This window comes from Microcoleus sp. B7-D4, from assembly GCF_036705125.1.
Classification (GTDB): domain Bacteria; phylum Cyanobacteriota; class Cyanobacteriia; order Cyanobacteriales; family Microcoleaceae; genus Microcoleus.
Genome location: NZ_JAUBTT010000041.1, coordinates 49,941 through 67,140, shown reverse-complemented (window position 1 = coordinate 67,140; position 17,200 = coordinate 49,941). Strand labels below are relative to the sequence as shown.

Here is a 17,200-nt window from a genome sequence, read left to right as displayed (position 1 = left end):
GTGTTTTTACTGACAATCCCAGCTTTTTTGCGAAAACGCGCGAGCTTAAACAAAATGGTACACCGCATATTTGTCTATAAGTGTATCATTTTGTCTATTTATTCGCTACCTAGGGACTAGCTCCCTGGTAGGACAGGGATTAAGTTTACCCTGGCTAGTAAAACGACTAAAAATTAGCCGTGTTTCTGATGTAATGCAGGAAGCTGGGCAGTTACAGATTCAGTTGATCGCTTCCAAAGCGGCTCAAGATGAGCTAGATAGTTTGCTGAAATCTGGTGTGTTGCCGAAGGCAGTTTACGAAGAGTTATGGGCATCATATCAAGCACGAGTAGCACACTCTGAGCGAGTGCTGCGCGATCTCTACAATAAACATCGGGCCGGGCAAGTACAGGGCGATCGCACCGGGCTAGATACGATTCGGCGGCGATTGCTTCTAGCAGAAAAAGGAGCAGTTAGCGATGCCCTCCGCAAGCGAATTGTCCCAGAGGATCTGGTTCATCCTTACATCAAAGATTTGGATGAGAAACTTCTAACGTTGGCAGATGACTAGCGCGAATGCGAAGGTAATCAATCATCTGGTGAACTAGCTCTGGACGGGTGACGACCAAGATGGTAGAACCTGCTTCTAGAACAGTATTGCCGTTTGGAATCTCCAGATTGGCGCAGGCATGGCATTGATAACCAATAATCAGCGAACCTTTTGGAAAACGAGGGTCTTGAGCAATTTGAGCAACGGTGCGACCTGCCACATTGCAATCGCCTGGAACGGGCAGCTTTAGCACCTCGACTTGTCCTTGTTCAAAGTGCATCATCGATTCGATTTGAGGGTATTCAATCGCATTCGCCATTGTTGCGACTGCCAAATCAATCGTGCTGATGATGTGACTGGCTCCGGCAAGGCGATAGGCTTCCATGAATTCGCGATCGCGCATCCGCACCACAATATGGGAAATGCCATAGCTCCTGGATAGGGTGATGAGCGCTAAATTCAGTGCATCATCCCTGAGTGCTGCAACGACTGCGTTTGCTTGTTTAATTCCCGCTTCCAGAAGAACCGTTGTACTCACCGCACTGCCTTCAAATGCCATCACTCCGATTTTTTCACGAGCAAAGCGACAAGCCAGCGGGTCGGCATCGAGGATTGCAACCGTATGACCGAGTTTTAATAACTGCTGGGCTAAACCCAGCCCCATCATTCCTGCTCCACCAATTAATACGTACATGACTATTTGTCGCCCCAAAAATGAACTTTCCCGATCATCGCTATGAGCGATATTGTGTTGGGTTTCTATCAGTTTAATCGGCTTGTGGGGTGGCTTCTACCGGGCTTACTTATTACCTGTTCGACAGTTAATTTAATCGGGTTTTGGGGTAGGCATTGCTAGCCCGCCCCTCAAGGGATGTTCCTCAGTTAGCTGCGTAGGGGGAACCCTACATAATCTTAGGAACTTTAAAAAACTCCCCATCGCGATCGGGAGATCCCTCCAAAATACTTTCTCCCTTAGCAAAAGGTTGCAAATCGTCCGATCGCATTACATTACTAACATCGATCGCCCGCGTTGTCGGCTGTACCTTACTCGTATCTAGTTCGCTCAACTGCTCAAAATAATCCAAAATACCGTTAAGTTGACCAGTAAACTGCTCTTCTTCTTCCGGCGTTAATTCCAATCTCGCTAAATTCGCTACTTTCCGAACTTCTTCTCTGTCAATCATAAAAATCGGGAATGGGGAATGGGGAATGGGCAATTGGGCATTGGGCATTGGGCATTGGGCATTGGACATAGGGAATTGGTTATTTGTTATTAGAGAAACGACTAACTACCAACTATTAACTACTAACTATGCCCTATGCCCCGTGCCCCATGCCCATCCTAGTTAAAAATACACATCAATTTGCGATCGGCCTGTCGTCTTCAGCCAATTTTGTACCTCAATGTAATTGTTTGGGGCCAAGCGAATAGCCTCCTTCCAATAATCCGCAGCTTTATCAAACAGCCCTTCCGCGCCTTCAATATTGCCAGCTTCCTTTTCCTTTTCCCCTTGATAGTGGTAAATTACAGCAATATTATTCAGTGCTTGTGGCATTCTCGGATTGAGATCCAAAGCCTCGCTGTAATATTCCAAAGCTTTATCGTGTTCGCCGTTGCTAGTATGGATCAGCCCCATATTGTACAAGACATAACTGCGATCGTAAGGATCTTCCTCCAGCTTCAGCGCTTCATGATAATTGTCCAGGGCTTCAGCATATTCGCCATCTGCTTGAGCTGACATACCATCCCGGTAATAAGCAAAAGCTTCCTTCGCCTGCTTTTTGGCTGGCATAATCTTGAGGATGATATCAGCCATTACCGTGAAACTTTTGTCAATAAAGTTATCGTTGCGTTGAGTTCTTGGCATATGCGATTCTTTGGTTAGTGGCTAATCCGAAAAATTAGCCTGTAAAGTTTTGCTATTAATAATTGCGCCACTGTTGTAGTGGGCCGTTGTGTTGAGGGCGCTAAAAAGTTTAGTCGATCGCAAGTGCGAACCTTAAAACACGCCCTTGGGTTTAACACCCGCGCAAGCTCTATCTATTTTATAGAAGTCTTGCAAGACTTGCAAAAAAACTAGATTTCTTTAACATATCTCTGGCACTCTACACAAAACTTACAAAAACCCGCGCCGAAGGGAAAAGTTCTGCTGGAGGGTGCAGGGGCCATCCTCTCCTCTTCGATGGCTTTCCTTCGGATTGCTTTGCTAACGCCAACGGGCGATCGCGCACCGTACCTTACTAACTGTACCCATAATCCACCCTCCTTGACCCTCAGAGCAAACAAGCAAAAGCAAATGCCGAAGAGAAATTCAATCACAAAGTTTTATTAAGCTATTCGAGTTCAGCCCATACTTAAAAGTTATTCGGCAAAACACTAGCAATATTTTGCCCCAAAGTCAAGGGCAGCATCAAAAAAAATCCGAAACCCGATCGCCAAAACCAGCTCGAATTCCCGCAATATATAATAAAAATAACCGGGTAATTTTCACAGAGAGAAACCTATGGCTCCGAATCCCACCATTATGCAAGCCGTCGAACAACTTGGCTACCGCGTTACGGTTGGAGACGTGGCGGCAAAAGCTGGATTAGATGTCAATTTTGCCCAGCGAGAACTGTTAACCCTCGCCTCCGAAGCAGGCGGCAACCTGCAAGTAGCAGAATCCGGCGACATTGCCTACCTATTCCCCAAGAACTTTCGAGATATTTTGCGAAACAAATTCTTGCGCTTGCAGTTGCAGGAATGGTGGCAAAAAATCTGGCGAGTTTTATTTTACCTGATTCGGATATCTTTTGGCATAGTGCTGGTAGCTTCCATCCTCTTAATTTTTGTTGCTATCACTATTTTAATCTCCAGTTTACTCTCCAGCAGCGACAGCAATAACAGCGGCGGCGGAGGAGACGGTGGTAGCGGGGGCGGCAGAGGCGGCGGCTTTTCCTTTTTTCCCTACTTCTGGAACGAGTTAAGCTGGATATTTTACTGGAACCATGACCAACCATACTACCAGCAGCGATCGCGCTTAACTGGCCCAAAACCCGAGATGAGTTTTCTGGAAGCAGTTTTCTCCTTTCTCTTTGGAGACGGCAATCCCAATCACAATCTAGAAGAGCGCAAGTGGAGCGATATTGCGACTGCAATTCGCAACAACCGAGGTGCCGTCGCCGCCGAACAAATTGCCCCCTATCTCGAAAATCTTGGACAGGGATACGCCCGAGAATACGAACAATATATGCTACCGGCTCTCGCCCGTTTTGACGGCCGCCCCGAAGTCAGTCCCGAAGGGCAAATAGTCTACCATTTTCCGCAATTGCAAACCACAGCCACCGAGAGAAATTCTGAACCAGTAGCAGCTTATTTGCGAGAAATGCTGTGGCGTTTCAGCAACGCCAGTTCAGGACAAATCATGCTCGCAGCAGGGTTAGGAGCCGTCAATCTTGTCGGTGCGTTAGTTTTGGGGAATCTATTAACTAATAATTTAATCGTCGGTGGATTTATCGGTTTCGTCAGCGCTGTTTATCCCATGCTCCTAATTTACGGCGTCGGATTTCTCGCAATTCCTTTAATTCGCTACTTCTGGATTCAGTGGAAAAATAGCCGGATAGAAGCCCGCAATCAAGAGCGTCAGCAGCGAGCAATGTTATTAAACGAACCCGATGCCAACTTGCTCAAAAAACTGGCCTACGCCCAGGAATTTGCAGCAGAAAACGTTCTGACTGGAGAAGACTTAGCTTATACAACAGAAACAGAATTAACCCAACAAGAACTAGAACAGTCAGCCAAAATAGATGCCGAATGGCAGCGCAGGCTCGATCGCTCGGACAAGTTGTAATACTAATGAAAAAAACTGTGGTTTGTTGTTAAGTTAGGTTGTGAGCATCTCAATGAAAGCAGCAAAGCTAGAAATTGGAGTTTTGGGGCAGGAGGCAGGAGGCAGGAGGAAAGAGGAAGAAGGAAGGAGCCAGAAGAAGTGTTTTTACAAATATGAGATGCTCCCGTTAGGTTGAACTGAAATCTGGTACTCTTTTCAAGAATAGGCAGGAGGCCTGTTCCACAATAAAATATCTTTGTTGGGGAACGGGCTTTTAGCTCGTTGCTAAGAATTGTGGAAAATATCAATCTTTATGGATGTCAGAAGTTTTTTTAATCCGAGTTTTATTAAATAAGCTTAGGGCGTTTAAAAATCAAACAATTTTGGTCATACTTCGAGTCGTGATCCAGAGCCACAAGTTCCCATCCCTCCTCCCCCAAATGATTGACAAATTGATGCAGCGAGCCTTGTTTCCAATCTCGCTGTTCTTCACCGTTTACATATAAACTAATCAGCTTGTTTCCAAAAGGATACATATTCGCATCCACAAATAAATACTCCCACTTTTGCATAGCAATCCTTAATGTAGTTAGTCATTAGTCATTAGTCATTAGTCATCAATCATTAGTCATCAATCATTAGTCATTAGTCATTAGTCATTGCCAATTGCCAACTGCCAATTCCCAATTTCCAATACTTCGGCTACGCGGTTCCTGGCCTGCCACTACGCGGTTCCTGAGCGTAGTCGAAGGGCCGTACAAGTTCCCAATTCCCAATTCCCTGTATTCAGGACACGGAAGTCAGGGATACAGGAATAGCTGTTTTTCCCTTCTTCCTTCCCCCTTCTTCCTTCTTCCTTCTTCCTTCCCCCTTCTTCCTTCTTCTTCCTTCTTCCTTCTTCCTTCTTCCCCATTCCCAGCAGTTACTGGACTGCAATTCTAGCCAAAGTAGCACCTCGGTAATAGTGCAACAAAATCTGCTGGTAGCCGTATCCCTGTCTGGCCAAATTGTAGGCCCCCCACTGACTCATTCCTACAGCGTGACCGAAACCTTTGCCAGCAACTTGAAAACCGGTAGGAGCTTGGCCGCTGTTCCTTGGGTTCCCACCGCCCCCATACTGAGGAATCACGGTAAACCGGGTACTCCTCAAATTTAGAACCCGGCGTAAATCTGCGCCAGTCATGACCCTAGAACCGCCATCTCCAACTACTTTCATCTTCAAAACGCTGCCGTGAGCGGTAGTGCGTTCTGGCTTCATCGAGATCACATTACCCACGCCAGAAATCCTATTGCTGATTTGAGCCCGGGAAAAATTTTCTTTCCATTGGTAAACCGGGGCCCCTTGGTCGAAGTCAGGAACAGCACGCAGGTAAGGCAGAGGTTCCGTCCAAACATCCTCGACATTTTCAGTATGTCCCCCAGAGGCAGAGTGGAAAGCGGCTAAAATAATCTGACCGTTGTAGGCCAGAACTTGACCGGCGGTTGCATCGACTGCGGAATAAGTGCCAGAAGATTCTGTTTGCAGTCCTTTGTAAACTTGGGAATACTGAGTGCTGTCCACGTCGTAAAGGTCGGTTTCGCTTTTGAGGCGCTGGTGGATAGCGTAGGAACGGGCGGCGACTGCTTGGGCTTTCAAAGCCTCTTGAGGCCAATTGCCACTCATCTCGGCGCCGAGAACGCTGTAGAGATATTGTTCGATATTGACGTAGTTGATGGCAGTCAAGCCTCCTTTTTGGGGAACTAGAAGCGTGCGTCCCCGATACCAACGATCGCCAATCCAGACATAACCGTTCCCCGTCGGCTCGATCCAAACTTGGTTGGCGGCCCAGCGACCAATTGCCACTGTTCCCGATCGAAATTGAGCTGACTGAGAACTGTTTGCCGGCAGTTCGCCCAAATTGCGCCCGCTACCGTCGCGGATTGCAGCCTTTGTAGAACTGCCGATTTTTATCTGACTTGCCCCGTCTTGTACCGCAACTCGCAAGATCAGCGCGGCCTGTGCTGGGGCTACCATTACCAGCCAAAACAACAGCGAAATCCAAAAGTAGCGTTTTTTTAATGTCGAAAAAACGGAACCAAAAAATACTCCTGACTGCATTTGAAAATTTTCCTCCTGTGCTGTATGAGTTTAAGAATTTTTAAGGGAAGGCAAGGCAAGGGAAAAAGGAAGGGGAACGGAAGAAAGAAAACGTTAGAATTGGGTTGATCGCTCTGTGCGCTTGTCGAAAATGATTTTAGCAACTAGATGTTCGCAGGAACAGCGATTTATCCCGGTTCCTGGCTGCGACTATTTCCTGTATGTCGGATCAGCCGCACTCTGGATATATGTAACATATTTTTTAAGACTTAATTGAGGTGATTTGACTCTTGCAGATTACATTTCTCGGAACTAGCTCCGGCGTACCCACGCGATCGCGCAACGTTTCCAGCATCGCCCTCCGGTTGCCCCAGCGAGCGGAACTCTGGCTGTTTGACTGTGGCGAAGGAACTCAGCACCAGTTTCTCCGCAGCGATCTCAAAGTCAGCCAACTGAGCCGCATTTTCATCACTCACCTGCACGGCGACCATATTTTCGGCTTAATGGGTTTGCTGGCTAGCTGCGGTTTGGCGGGGAATGTCAAGCGCATCGATCTTTACGGGCCTCCGGGACTTGAAGAATATTTGCAAGCTGGCGTTCGTTATTCTCAAACTCATTTTTCTTACCCGGTTAAGGTACACAAAATTCACGAGGGAGTCATCTATGAAGATGACGAATATATTGTTAGCTGCGGCCCTTTGAAGCACCGAGTTACTGCTTTTGGTTATCGAGTAACTGAGAAAGATCGTGCGGGACATTTTGATGTAGAAAAAGCGAAGGCTGCGGGCATTCCTTCCGGGCCAATTTACGGCGAGTTAAAACAAGGAAAGACGGTAAAGTTAGAGGACGGGCGGCAGTTTAAAGGTACGGATTTTTGCGGCCCAGATCAAGTCGGGCGCAAGTTTGTTTATTGTACCGACACGGTTTTTTGTGACGGGGCGGTGGAATTGGCGAAGGATGCTGATTTGTTGGTGCATGAAGCTACTTTTGCCCATCAAGATGCTCAAATGGCCTTCGATCGCCTGCATTCAACTTCGACAATGGCGGCTCAAGTGGCTTTGACGGCTGGGGCGAAACAGTTAATTATGACGCATTTTAGCCCGCGTTACGCTCCGGGGAATGCGATCGTCCTGGATGATTTGCTCAAGGAAGCGCAGGCAATTTTTCCGAATACGAAAATGGCTTACGACTTTTTGACTTACGAAGTGCCCAGGCCTGTTTAAAACTAGGATTAATCTGGGTTCAGATGTGAGAGCATTTTCAATAAGGGCGATCGGGGCGGGCAAGATGCCCACCCCACAAAAACATTAAATTAATCTCTTGTGGAACAGGCATCTTGCCTGTTGCTTAAATTAATGCCACAAAAACATGAACCTCTTGTGGAACAGGCCGTCCAGCCTGTTGCGGAAATTAATCCTACAAAAACATTAATCTATTGTGGAACAGGCCGGAAAGCCTGTTATGCTCTGCAATTGTCAATAAGCACCGATACGTGAGTGGCGATCGCTACCCACCTTCACCAACTTCAATCCAAAATCCAAAATCCAAAATCCAAAATCGAGCGATCGACCGCAGCCACGGCCCAGGACAGCCAATGGTTGCTACAATCGGGGAGGGTATATGTTGTGGCTAACACTACAGCCCGTAACCCTGAAAGCTAATAGCTAAATTATTAAAAATCTGCCTCTCCTGCCATGTTTAAAAATCTGCTAGGCGATCCCAACGCGCGCAAACTGAGAAAATTTCAGCCTTGGGTAGCTGATATCAATATTTTGGAAGAAGACTTCCGCGCACTCTCAGACGACGGCCTCAGAGGCAAAACGGCGGAGTTTCAAGAACGTCTGGCAAAAGCTAAATCTCTCAACGAAGAGAAAGAGATCCTAGACGAAATCTTGCCGGAGGCTTTTGCAGTGGTGCGGGAAGCGGGACAACGGGTTTTAGGAATGCGCCACTTTGATGTCCAACTCCTCGGCGGCATTATCCTGCACAAAGGCCAAATTGCCGAAATGAAAACCGGTGAGGGCAAAACTCTCGTGGCGACGCTGCCGGCTTACCTCAACGCCCTCAACGGTAAAGGCGTACACATCATCACCGTCAACGATTATCTCGCAAGGCGGGACGCGGAATGGATGGGGCAAGTGCACCGCTTCCTGGGATTGACTGTGGGACTGATTCAGCAGGGCATGGATCAGGTGGAACGAAAGAAAAATTATAACTGCGACATTACCTACGCGACTAACAGCGAAGTCGGCTTTGATTATTTGCGCGACAACATGGCTACGGTCATGGAAGACGTTGTGCAGCGTCCTTTTAATTTCTGCGTGATTGACGAGGTTGACTCGGTGCTGATTGATGAAGCACGGACGCCTTTAATTATTTCCGGCCAGGTGGAACGCCCCAGTGAGAAGTATATACGGGCGGCTGAGGTAGCTGCTGCTCTGAGAAAGGAAAATGAAGAACATTACGAGGTTGATGAAAAGGCTCGGAATGTGCTATTGACCGATGAAGGGTTTGGTGAAGCTGAGCGGTTGTTGGGTGTTACGGATTTGTACGACCCGGCTGACCCTTGGGCGCATTACATTTTTAATGCGATTAAGGCCAAGGAATTGTTTATTAAGGATATTAACTACATCGTCACTCCCGATCGCGAAGTCGTGATTGTGGATGAGTTTACCGGCCGGGTGATGCCGGGACGGCGCTGGAGTGACGGTTTGCACCAGGCGATCGAAGCCAAGGAACGGGCGGAAATTCAGCCGGAAACTCAGACACTGGCGACGATTACCTATCAGAATTTCTTTTTGCTTTATCCGAAGCTGTCGGGGATGACTGGGACGGCGAAGACTGAAGAGACGGAGTTTGAGAAGATTTACAAACTGGAAGTGACGCTGATTCCCACTAACCGGATTACCAGCCGCACAGACCTTTCGGATATGGTTTACAAGGCGGAGGCTGGGAAGTGGAATGCGATCGCCCAAGAATGCGCGGAAATGCACGAGGTGGGTCGGCCGGTGCTGGTGGGTACGACAAGCGTAGAAAAGTCGGAGTTGCTGTCGCGGCTGCTGCTGGAGAGGAAAATTCCTCACAATTTGCTTAATGCTAAACCGGAAAATGTGGAGCGGGAATCAGAAATTATCGCTCAAGCCGGACGCAAAGGCGCTGTGACGATCGCCACAAACATGGCGGGACGCGGTACAGATATTATTTTGGGCGGTAATTCTGAGTACATGGCGCGCCTCAAGTTGCGGGAGTATTTTATGCCCCGCATCGTGCAACCCGAGGATGATGACGGGTTTTCGGTGGTGCAAGTGCCGGGTATTGGTGGCCGCCCCGCACCTCAAGGTTTTGATCCGACTAAGAAAAAGGTAAAGTCTTGGAAAGCTTCGGCGCAGATTTTCCCGACGCAGCTATCGAAAAATGCCGAACAAATGCTCGTGGCGGCGGTGGAATTGGCGGTGAAGGAGTACGGCGCGCGATCGCTCACGGAATTGCAAGCCGATGATATCGTGGCTATAGCTTCGGAAAAAGCGCCGACAAAAGACCCGGTAATTCAAAAATTGCGGGAAGCTTACAATTTAACTCGCAAGGAGTACGATGCTTTTACCAGCACCGAACACGATGAAGTCGTGCAGTTGGGAGGCTTGCACGTCATCGGTACCGAACGCCACGAATCGCGCCGGATCGACAATCAGTTGCGCGGCCGGGCGGGACGCCAAGGAGACCCCGGTTCAACGCGGTTTTTCTTGAGTTTGGAAGACAATTTGCTCAGGATTTTCGGCGGCGAACGGGTGGCCGGTTTGATGAAGGCTTTCGGTGTTGAGGAAGATATGCCGATCGAATCTGGAATGCTGACTCGTTCCCTCGAAGGCGCTCAGAAAAAAGTCGAAACCTACTATTACGATATCCGCAAGCAGGTATTTGAATACGACGAAGTGATGAACAATCAGCGTCGAGCAATCTATGCGGAACGTCGCCGAGTATTGGAAGGTTTGGACTCCAAAGAACAGGTAATTAGGTATGCCGAACAGACGATGGATGACATCGTGGGAGCATACATCAATCCCGATTTACCTTCGGAAGAATGGGAACTCGACAAACTTGTGAGCAAGGTGAAGGAATTTGTTTATCTGCTCGCTGACATGACACCGGATCAGCTAGAAGATTTGTCCGTTGAGGAAATTAAAACATTCTTGCACGAACAAGTCCGCAATGCTTACGACATTAAAGAAGCGGAAGTTAATGCAATCCGAGCTGAATTGATGCGAGATGCGGAACGATTCTTTATTTTGCAGCAAATTGATACTTTGTGGCGGGAACACTTGCAACAAATGGATGCTTTGCGCGAGTCTGTAGGGCTGCGTGGTTACGGGCAGAAAGACCCGTTAATCGAGTACAAAACTGAAGGTTACGAGCTGTTCTTGGACATGATGACGGATATCCGCCGCAATGTGGTTTATTCGCTGTTCCAGTTCCAGCCGCAGCCGGCAATGCAAGTTTCGCCAGAGATGGTTTGAAAATAGTTAACTGTTGACTGTTGACTGTTGACAGTTGACAGTTGACTGTTAACAGTTGACTGTTGACTGTTGCTTCCAGGCTCTTCCGGGAAGTTGATTTTACACCACCCGTGTCATGGAAGAAGAATATAAGAAGACCAAATACAGATAGTTGCATTGAAATATTGTATAACCTGGAATTATGCCAACAATTGTCAGGAACAGGCAAGATGCCTGTTCCACAAAAGATAAATTTTCTTGTGGAACAGGCATCTTGCCTGTTCCTAAAAAGCTAATTGAGAATGGTGCAATATCTCAGTATCTCAGTTTTTACCGACTTTACTTTTACAGCCATGAACCAAATGAACCACCTCATGTTCATATTGACAGAGACAAATCATCGGTTAAATTTTGGTTGGAGCCAGTCAATCGATTTTAGATTTTAGATTTTAGATTTTAGATTGAAGCCTTGACCCCACGGATAAATACGTTCGGCAAGTTTCATCGGATACACGTTTTTTATTTCTGGATGGATGAATCACGTGGCGGGTATCCTGGATGCTTTCGGTCAGTTTAGGAAACAACCTTGGTTTTAGTGCTAAAGAACTTCATAAAATACAGTCGGTAGTACAAGAAAATAAACAAACGCTATTGCAGGCTTGGTATGGGTATTTTGGCGATTCGAGCGGACGAGAGAGTTAAGCACATTCATTTTACAGAAGAAACCATTAGTGTTGATTTGATGGATGGACGAATCATTACCGTGCCTTTAATTTGGTATCCAAGATTGTTTCATGCAACGCCCGATCAAAGGGAAAAATGGGAAGTATGTGGAGGAGGCTATGGCATTCACTGGGAAGAAATTGATGAAGACCTCAGTACAGAAGGAATGCTGCGAGGTGCACCGGCTCCGAGGCCTAAAATTACTCATTAATTTCCATCGCTAGTTCACTTCTAAGCTTTCGTAATATAGCCTTTCTCACGTAAGAGATAAAGGAGGGATTTAAGGTAGATTTGAGATTAAAGCCAATCTTCTTGATCGCTTTTTTGTCGCCTGTAAACCTCACCTGTAGCGTGAATTTTACGGGTTTTTTCGTAAAGACTTTCTTCGGTATGATTCCATTTTTGCAGGACTTTTTTTAAGTCTGATTGGATATCTCTAGCGCCGGGAAAGCCTCGGTAGCGAATTATTAATCTTGCTAATTCCGATAAATTGTATTCGGTTGCTTCTCCTGCTAATAAAGTATTGACACTGGCTCGATCGCGCTTGTATTGCGGATGCTGCTGATCTTGAGTTTTTTCTACTGAATCCATACTCTTTTATATTTTTCAATCATCTGAAAATGTTGCTACAAGCAACTGCTACCCAAAAGCGCGGACATAAATAACTATCATGAATAGAGTCTTAAATCCGCGCTTCATAAACGGTTTGATTCGGGTTTCATAACAGTCAACAGTCAACTGTCAACTGTCAACTGTCAACTGTTCAGTCATCCCCAGAAATTTTTGTGTTTGTTCAGTAATACCAAATAGTCGATCGCCGTGACAAAAAATTTCCCAGGCGCGAATTCCCATAAAACCAATACCTGCAACCGCCAAGGGCATCGCTGCGGCACCTAAAAGCGCGGCAATGGGGGGAAATATCATGCACAGTGTTAACAGAATGCCAGTAATAACACCGCCAGCAATGCCAGCTTTGGCGGTGGCGGTGGCGACTTGTTCGACTAACTCTGACTGGGTAATTTTGCCTTCCACGCACAATAGCGAGTTTTCTAAGATAGAAAATATTAACTCAATTACTGCAGCGGCGATCGCCCCTTTCATTGCAGCCCCAACGATTTCCGCAACTGCTGCTTTAAACGCTGCATCCGCTAAAACTTGCTTAGCGACTGCTAATTCTGCGGCAGTCATGTCTACACCACCGCGAGCACGATTCACCCAAAAATATTCAAAAATCCCGTTAGTAGCTTCGCTTCCGCCTCCATTGACGTGCGCTTGGATGTGACTCCAATCTTTATCTTGACAGAAGTTGCGAATTGCTTCTGGGCCTTGGGCACGAATTTGGGCGGGTATGGATTCAAATACTTTTGCTGCTTCTTGAATATCTCGCATTCCGTCACGCACCCCAGCCCTAGCAAATTTGGATTGCAGATTTCTTGGCAGGTTCTCAAAACGGATGTTATGTGCTATTTTAAAAGCTTCTTGAGTGGTGATCGCCCCGGCACTAACCATTGAACTTGGCGCTGATTGTACCCACGCCGTTAATACAGTTGCACTTTCCTCAACTTTAGCAGCGATTTCGTTGGCTAAGTTTTGGGTATCGGCAACAGTTTCTCGTACTTTAGCCGTTAGCAATTCCAGCGGATTCGGGTTAATTTCCATGTCGATCCAGCTTGCATCGTGAATGATTGAATTATTCCGACTATAACATTCCTCTTCAGTAAGTGTTATTTTTTACTGAATTGCTTCTTGCTTCTAACTCCGGCTGTAAATTTAGAGCTTTTTTTTGATAAAATAAACCTTCATTGATTCGACCTTGCTCTTCCAAACTTTTGCCTAAATTCCAATAAGCGACGGCTAAATCTGGTTGAAGAGCAATAGATTTTTGATAATAAGTTATGGCGTCATCGAGCTGACCTTGTTTGTAAAACATACTGCCCAAATTAACATATGCTTCGACAAATTTAGGGTCGAATTCTATCGCCTTGGAGTAGGCGCGAATCGCCGCGTCTATTTTGCCTTGGGCTTGCAGGATATTCCCTATAGTTTTGTAGGCGGCGGCGAAATTGGGTTGCTGGCGAAGTGCTTGGTAACAGGAGGCGATCGCCTCTACATATTTCTGTTGCGTATAATAAATTTCTGCTATCTTGTTGAGTGCGATCGGACTATCCGGTTGAATGGCTAGTAATTTTTGATATTGAGCGATCGCCTCCTCAAGCTTTCCTGATTTCTGAAGGCTATCACCCGCTGACAAATACTGCTGTGCTAACTCCGAATTTGCGGTCATAGATTTTATTTTAACAGCCGAAACTACTTTACCACAAGTGTTAGTTAGCAACCGCCTTTTCTAGGGATATTCTGACTATTTGAGATTTTAAATTTGTTTTTGTACCAACATAGGACTTACGCAATCATTCCAGGTATGGGGGCAACCACGGGGGGTTTGCCCCTACAAAACACTATATCGGGCAACCACGGGGGGTTTGCCTACAAAACACTATATATTGAGGCTGTGCGTAAGTCCTGCAACTGTTCGGACAGTTTTTGATTACAAACCGTAGAATAGAGGTTTCAGGGAACCCCGATTAAAGCAAGTTGACACTCCCCAGCCTAAAGGCGTGGGGATTCTTAATTCATCGACTGACCTTTAAGCACCATGTCCTTGCGGCAGTCCTTAAACCTTTCAACAGTACAATAGTACAAATTGACGAGTCTAATTCACTGTTACCCCAGAGGGTCTATCTCCAAAAGCGTACTAGGATACAAGCAAGCGAGTTTGGGTATGCCCTACCCTACTTAACAAATCAAGAAATTGTTTGTTTTTACTGGTTTTTTGTTTTTACTGGTTTAAGGATGCGTTGATCCTTTAGCTGTTTTAAGAGTTTTCGCCGCTCTGCGTCCCCCGGTTTATACCTAAAAGTGTGTCTTAACTGTTTCACGAGGGTATTGCGAGTTTAACCTTGACTATTTTAGTATACTACAAATAGCAGCAATTCCTGATTTTTAGGAAGGGATTTAAGAAATTAAAGCCGCCCTAGAAGGACGGGGTTTTAAACCCAATTTCCTGATAAATTAGCTAAATGTTCGATCGCCCTAACTGTTCAAAAATTGATCGAACGGGCGATCGAAAAAATTAAGGAGACAGTCGCCACACCTTAATCGTGTCGTCAAAACTGCCACTGATCAGAGTTTTGTCTTGAGGATTAAAAGCCAAATCCACCCAGGTAGAATGACCCTTCAGCGTGCCCACCGTGTCGGCGGGACTCATCTGCCACCGCTCGCCAGGACTCATCCGCCACAGCTTAATAGTGCCGCTCAAATCGGCGCTGGCAAGCTTGTCTCCGTCGGGACTGAAAGCCAAGGACTTAACCTTGTCGGAATGGCCGATTAAAGTCCGTAGCAGAGAACCGTTGGGCTGCCCGGAGTGATTATTGGGGCTGATATCCCACAGCTTCACCGTCTTGTCCCAACTGCCGCTGGCGAGAGTTTGACCGTCCGGGCTGATGGCCAGAGACCAAACCGCCTCGGAATGACCCCAAAGAGTTTCTTTAAATTCCCCAGTCTGCCAGTTCCACAGGTTGATTTTACCGTCGCTGCTGCCGATCGCCAAAGTTTCTCGATCGGGACTGAAAGCCACCGACTGCACCTCGTCAAAAACCCCGTTGAGAGTTTCCAACTCGGCCCCGCCTTCGACTTGCCACAACTTCAAAGTTTTGTCCTTACCGACACTGGCCACGGCCTGGCTATCGGGACTGAAAACCACCGAGAACACGCCGTTTTGGTGTCCGTCCAAAGTCTGAATTAACCTGCCAGAATAGAAATTCCACAATTTAATCGTACCGTCAACGCCACCGCTGGCGATCGTCCTGCCGTCGGGACTGACTGCCACCGACCACACCGGCCCCAAATGCCCTGCTAAAACCTTTAGCAGCTTGCCGTGACGCTTGTGCAGCAGGTGAATTGTGCCGTCGTTATTCCCGCTGACGATCACGCGGCCCTGGGGAGCAACTGCTACCGCCCAAACCGGGTTTTTGTGTTGATCCGCCAGAGTCCGTACAGCAGGCCCTGACGGCGATGCCTCACCCCTGAAATTCTGCATCGGGGGCGGATTGAACCGAATTTCGGGAATGCTAGAAGCTGGCTCACCAGAAGTGAAAGCCTGCGGTGCAGGAGAGGGCAAGCGAACACCCAGCACTACGGAAAGCAGGGCAACCGTAGTTGCTCCCCACATGGCCAAAGTCCACTTGGGTTTGCTGAGAATCACGTCTACCGGTGCCGGGCCGTATTTCATGTCTGTGAGAATTGCCTCGGTCGATCGATAGCGTTTTGATGGTTCTCGCTGCACCATTTTATCCAGAATGCGGCCGAGTCGCGCCGAAACTGGTACTTTCAAATAATGTCTCCAAGTCCAACTTTCGGCTTTGATGTCAAACAAATCAAAGGGCGACATTCCCGTTAACAAGTGAATGCAAGTGACGCCCAAACTGTAGATATCGCTGCTCTTAATCGCTTTGCCTTTAATTTGTTCCGGGGCCGCGTATTCCGCAGAACCTGTCACCGTTTCGGTTTTGAGCGGCCCGCTGTTTGCCGGAATTGCCGCGCCGAAATCGACTAAAACTAGCCCAGAGGCACTTTCCTGAGACACGGAATGTAGATCCTCTTTCCCTGCCAAAGCTGGGGATGCTTGGGGAGTTTTCCGGTGAATAATATTCGACGGTTTGATATCTCCGTGAATCAGTTGATTTTCGTGAACAAATTGCAGGACTGGCAACAATTCGCTCAGCAGATACCAAATTTGAATTTCTTTAACAACACCTTTTTCTGAAAGCCGATCGGCTAAATTGCGGCCTTCGATGTATTCTTGCACTAAATACTGGCAGCCTTCGAGTTCAAAAGATGCCAGCAGTTTCGGTATTTGCGGATGTTTCCCCAACTCGTCGAGAACAGAGGCTGAGCCGCGAAATGTCCGGTTTAGGGGGTTTTGACCGTCCGCTGTGCCTGCGGGCGCGCAGAACTGTTGAATGACGCAACGGGGCTGCGAAGGTTGGTCTTCATCGACGGCTAAGAAGGTGCGGCAAGTGAGACTTTGACCGAGGGTGTGAAAGACTCGGTAGCGGCCTTTTAGCAGCAAGTTCGACTCGCAACTTTTGCAGACTGTCGCACGATCGAGATTTTGGGGATTCTGGCAATGGGGATTGATGCAGTAACTCATTTCTCTTTCCGCTGGAGACCCCCGTCCGACATTCTTGCTGGTGGGGGAGGAAAGCGGGGCGGTGCGTGCCGCTTCCTGTGGACAAATTAAATAATTGGAATCTTTGCTTGATCATAATTGTTTCCCAGATTTTCGCCACAATTGCTGCGGTCGATCGCGCGTAAATAATTGCTGACTTTCCTGCGAGCGAGGTTTAATAGGTCGAGCATACGGGCGGGATCTCCTGCCCAACCCCTACTCCCCACAAGAAAATCATTCTTTGTGGAACAGGCCGGAAAGCCTGTTCTTTAGAATGGTGCAATATCTCACTTGTTACCGAATTAAGCTATACTGTCATTGCGAATACTTGCATTGCGATCGCAC

The 17,200-nt window shown here is 47.3% G+C and carries 18 protein-coding genes; 8 read left to right on the top strand and 10 right to left on the bottom strand.

Annotation, left to right across the window (positions count from 1 at the left end):
• Positions 1–193 precede the first annotated feature (193 nt).
• Entirely contained in the window at positions 194–550 is a 357-nt protein-coding gene (locus QUB12_RS17850; RefSeq protein WP_333145436.1) for a hypothetical protein, read from the top strand.
• Here the strand turns inward: QUB12_RS17850 and QUB12_RS17845 are convergent.
• From QUB12_RS17845 to QUB12_RS17835, 3 genes are all read right to left on the bottom strand, one after another.
• Positions 507–1,223 carry a TrkA family potassium uptake protein gene (locus QUB12_RS17845; protein WP_333145501.1) on the bottom strand — a complete coding sequence of 239 codons (717 nt, stop codon included), beginning with the start codon at positions 1,221–1,223 and terminating at the stop codon, positions 507–509. The genes QUB12_RS17850 and QUB12_RS17845 overlap by 44 nt on opposite strands.
• Positions 1,224–1,431: 208 nt before the next feature.
• Complete coding sequence (gene gatC / locus QUB12_RS17840) at positions 1,432–1,713, bottom strand: Asp-tRNA(Asn)/Glu-tRNA(Gln) amidotransferase subunit GatC (protein WP_333145503.1); 282 nt, start codon at positions 1,711–1,713, stop codon at positions 1,432–1,434.
• A gap of 162 nt (positions 1,714–1,875) precedes the next feature.
• Entirely contained in the window at positions 1,876–2,397 is a 522-nt protein-coding gene (locus QUB12_RS17835; protein ID WP_333039118.1) for a photosystem I assembly protein Ycf3, read from the bottom strand.
• 636 nt (positions 2,398–3,033) lie between these two features.
• Here QUB12_RS17835 and QUB12_RS17830 point away from each other — a divergent pair.
• Together QUB12_RS17830 and QUB12_RS17825 are read left to right on the top strand one after the other, a co-directional pair.
• Complete coding sequence (locus QUB12_RS17830) at positions 3,034–4,359, top strand: hypothetical protein (protein WP_333145438.1); 1,326 nt, start codon at positions 3,034–3,036, stop codon at positions 4,357–4,359.
• A gap of 52 nt (positions 4,360–4,411) precedes the next feature.
• Entirely contained in the window at positions 4,412–4,534 is a 123-nt protein-coding gene (locus tag QUB12_RS17825; protein ID WP_333145439.1) for a hypothetical protein, read from the top strand.
• Positions 4,535–4,685: 151 nt separating this feature from the next.
• On the opposite strand, the gene QUB12_RS17820 is transcribed toward QUB12_RS17825, so the two are convergent.
• From QUB12_RS17820 to QUB12_RS17810, 3 genes are all read right to left on the bottom strand, one after another.
• On the bottom strand, positions 4,686–4,910 hold the full coding sequence (locus QUB12_RS17820) for a hypothetical protein (protein ID WP_333145441.1): 225 nt from the start codon (positions 4,908–4,910) through the stop codon (positions 4,686–4,688).
• Positions 4,911–5,124: 214 nt separating this feature from the next.
• Positions 5,125–5,274: a hypothetical protein gene (locus QUB12_RS17815; RefSeq protein WP_333307845.1), complete on the bottom strand. Its 150-nt coding sequence runs from the start codon at positions 5,272–5,274 to the stop codon at positions 5,125–5,127.
• Positions 5,261–6,436 (bottom strand): SpoIID/LytB domain-containing protein, encoded by a 1,176-nt coding sequence (locus QUB12_RS17810; protein WP_333145442.1) that lies wholly within the window; start codon positions 6,434–6,436, stop codon positions 5,261–5,263. Before QUB12_RS17810 ends, QUB12_RS17815 begins: the two co-directional genes overlap by 14 nt.
• A gap of 269 nt (positions 6,437–6,705) precedes the next feature.
• Here QUB12_RS17810 and QUB12_RS17805 point away from each other — a divergent pair, with 269 nt between their 5' ends.
• From QUB12_RS17805 to QUB12_RS17785, 5 genes are all read left to right on the top strand, one after another.
• Positions 6,706–7,638 (top strand): ribonuclease Z, encoded by a 933-nt coding sequence (locus QUB12_RS17805; protein ID WP_333145443.1) that lies wholly within the window; start codon positions 6,706–6,708, stop codon positions 7,636–7,638.
• 471 nt (positions 7,639–8,109) lie between these two features.
• Positions 8,110–10,926 (top strand): preprotein translocase subunit SecA, encoded by a 2,817-nt coding sequence (secA, locus tag QUB12_RS17800; protein WP_333145444.1) that lies wholly within the window; start codon positions 8,110–8,112, stop codon positions 10,924–10,926.
• Between the two features lie 181 nt (positions 10,927–11,107).
• A complete protein-coding gene (locus QUB12_RS17795; RefSeq protein WP_333108090.1) occupies positions 11,108–11,344 on the top strand; it encodes a DUF4160 domain-containing protein in 237 nt (78 codons plus the stop codon).
• A gap of 119 nt (positions 11,345–11,463) precedes the next feature.
• Positions 11,464–11,607: a DUF4160 domain-containing protein gene (locus QUB12_RS17790; RefSeq protein WP_333307844.1), complete on the top strand. Its 144-nt coding sequence runs from the start codon at positions 11,464–11,466 to the stop codon at positions 11,605–11,607.
• Positions 11,570–11,839, top strand: a complete 270-nt coding sequence (locus QUB12_RS17785) for a DUF2442 domain-containing protein (protein WP_333108088.1) — start codon at positions 11,570–11,572, stop codon at positions 11,837–11,839. The genes QUB12_RS17790 and QUB12_RS17785 overlap by 38 nt, the downstream gene beginning before the upstream one ends.
• A gap of 86 nt (positions 11,840–11,925) precedes the next feature.
• Here QUB12_RS17785 and QUB12_RS17780 read toward each other — a convergent pair whose 3' ends face one another.
• From QUB12_RS17780 to QUB12_RS17765, 4 genes are all read right to left on the bottom strand, one after another.
• A complete protein-coding gene (locus QUB12_RS17780) occupies positions 11,926–12,219 on the bottom strand; it encodes a DUF3288 family protein (protein WP_333307842.1) in 294 nt (97 codons plus the stop codon).
• Between the two features lie 150 nt (positions 12,220–12,369).
• Positions 12,370–13,287, bottom strand: a complete 918-nt coding sequence (locus tag QUB12_RS17775) for a hypothetical protein (protein WP_333307840.1) — start codon at positions 13,285–13,287, stop codon at positions 12,370–12,372.
• 55 nt (positions 13,288–13,342) lie between these two features.
• Positions 13,343–13,912 (bottom strand): tetratricopeptide repeat protein, encoded by a 570-nt coding sequence (locus QUB12_RS17770; RefSeq protein WP_333145459.1) that lies wholly within the window; start codon positions 13,910–13,912, stop codon positions 13,343–13,345.
• 846 nt (positions 13,913–14,758) lie between these two features.
• Complete coding sequence (locus tag QUB12_RS17765) at positions 14,759–16,837, bottom strand: serine/threonine-protein kinase (RefSeq protein WP_333307838.1); 2,079 nt, start codon at positions 16,835–16,837, stop codon at positions 14,759–14,761.
• Positions 16,838–17,200 lie beyond the last annotated feature (363 nt).

What these genes read in the sequence shown, in the direction of transcription:
- QUB12_RS17850 (WP_333145436.1), top strand. Translation starts at nt 194, where the DNA reads ATGCAGGAAGCTGGGCAGTTACAGATTCAGTTGATCGCTTCCAAAGCG.
- QUB12_RS17845 (WP_333145501.1), bottom strand. Translation starts at nt 1,223, where the DNA reads ATGTACGTATTAATTGGTGGAGCAGGAATGATGGGGCTGGGTTTAGCC.
- gatC (WP_333145503.1), bottom strand. Translation starts at nt 1,713, where the DNA reads ATGATTGACAGAGAAGAAGTTCGGAAAGTAGCGAATTTAGCGAGATTG.
- QUB12_RS17835 (WP_333039118.1), bottom strand. Translation starts at nt 2,397, where the DNA reads ATGCCAAGAACTCAACGCAACGATAACTTTATTGACAAAAGTTTCACG.
- QUB12_RS17830 (WP_333145438.1), top strand. Translation starts at nt 3,034, where the DNA reads ATGGCTCCGAATCCCACCATTATGCAAGCCGTCGAACAACTTGGCTAC.
- QUB12_RS17825 (WP_333145439.1), top strand. Translation starts at nt 4,412, where the DNA reads ATGAAAGCAGCAAAGCTAGAAATTGGAGTTTTGGGGCAGGAGGCAGGA.
- QUB12_RS17820 (WP_333145441.1), bottom strand. Translation starts at nt 4,910, where the DNA reads ATGCAAAAGTGGGAGTATTTATTTGTGGATGCGAATATGTATCCTTTT.
- QUB12_RS17810 (WP_333145442.1), bottom strand. Translation starts at nt 6,436, where the DNA reads ATGCAGTCAGGAGTATTTTTTGGTTCCGTTTTTTCGACATTAAAAAAA.
- secA (WP_333145444.1), top strand. Translation starts at nt 8,110, where the DNA reads ATGTTTAAAAATCTGCTAGGCGATCCCAACGCGCGCAAACTGAGAAAA.
- QUB12_RS17795 (WP_333108090.1), top strand. Translation starts at nt 11,108, where the DNA reads ATGCCAACAATTGTCAGGAACAGGCAAGATGCCTGTTCCACAAAAGAT.
- QUB12_RS17790 (WP_333307844.1), top strand. Translation starts at nt 11,464, where the DNA reads ATGCTTTCGGTCAGTTTAGGAAACAACCTTGGTTTTAGTGCTAAAGAA.
- QUB12_RS17785 (WP_333108088.1), top strand. Translation starts at nt 11,570, where the DNA reads ATGGGTATTTTGGCGATTCGAGCGGACGAGAGAGTTAAGCACATTCAT.
- QUB12_RS17780 (WP_333307842.1), bottom strand. Translation starts at nt 12,219, where the DNA reads ATGGATTCAGTAGAAAAAACTCAAGATCAGCAGCATCCGCAATACAAG.
- QUB12_RS17775 (WP_333307840.1), bottom strand. Translation starts at nt 13,287, where the DNA reads ATGGAAATTAACCCGAATCCGCTGGAATTGCTAACGGCTAAAGTACGA.
- QUB12_RS17770 (WP_333145459.1), bottom strand. Translation starts at nt 13,912, where the DNA reads ATGACCGCAAATTCGGAGTTAGCACAGCAGTATTTGTCAGCGGGTGAT.
- QUB12_RS17765 (WP_333307838.1), bottom strand. Translation starts at nt 16,837, where the DNA reads ATGAGTTACTGCATCAATCCCCATTGCCAGAATCCCCAAAATCTCGAT.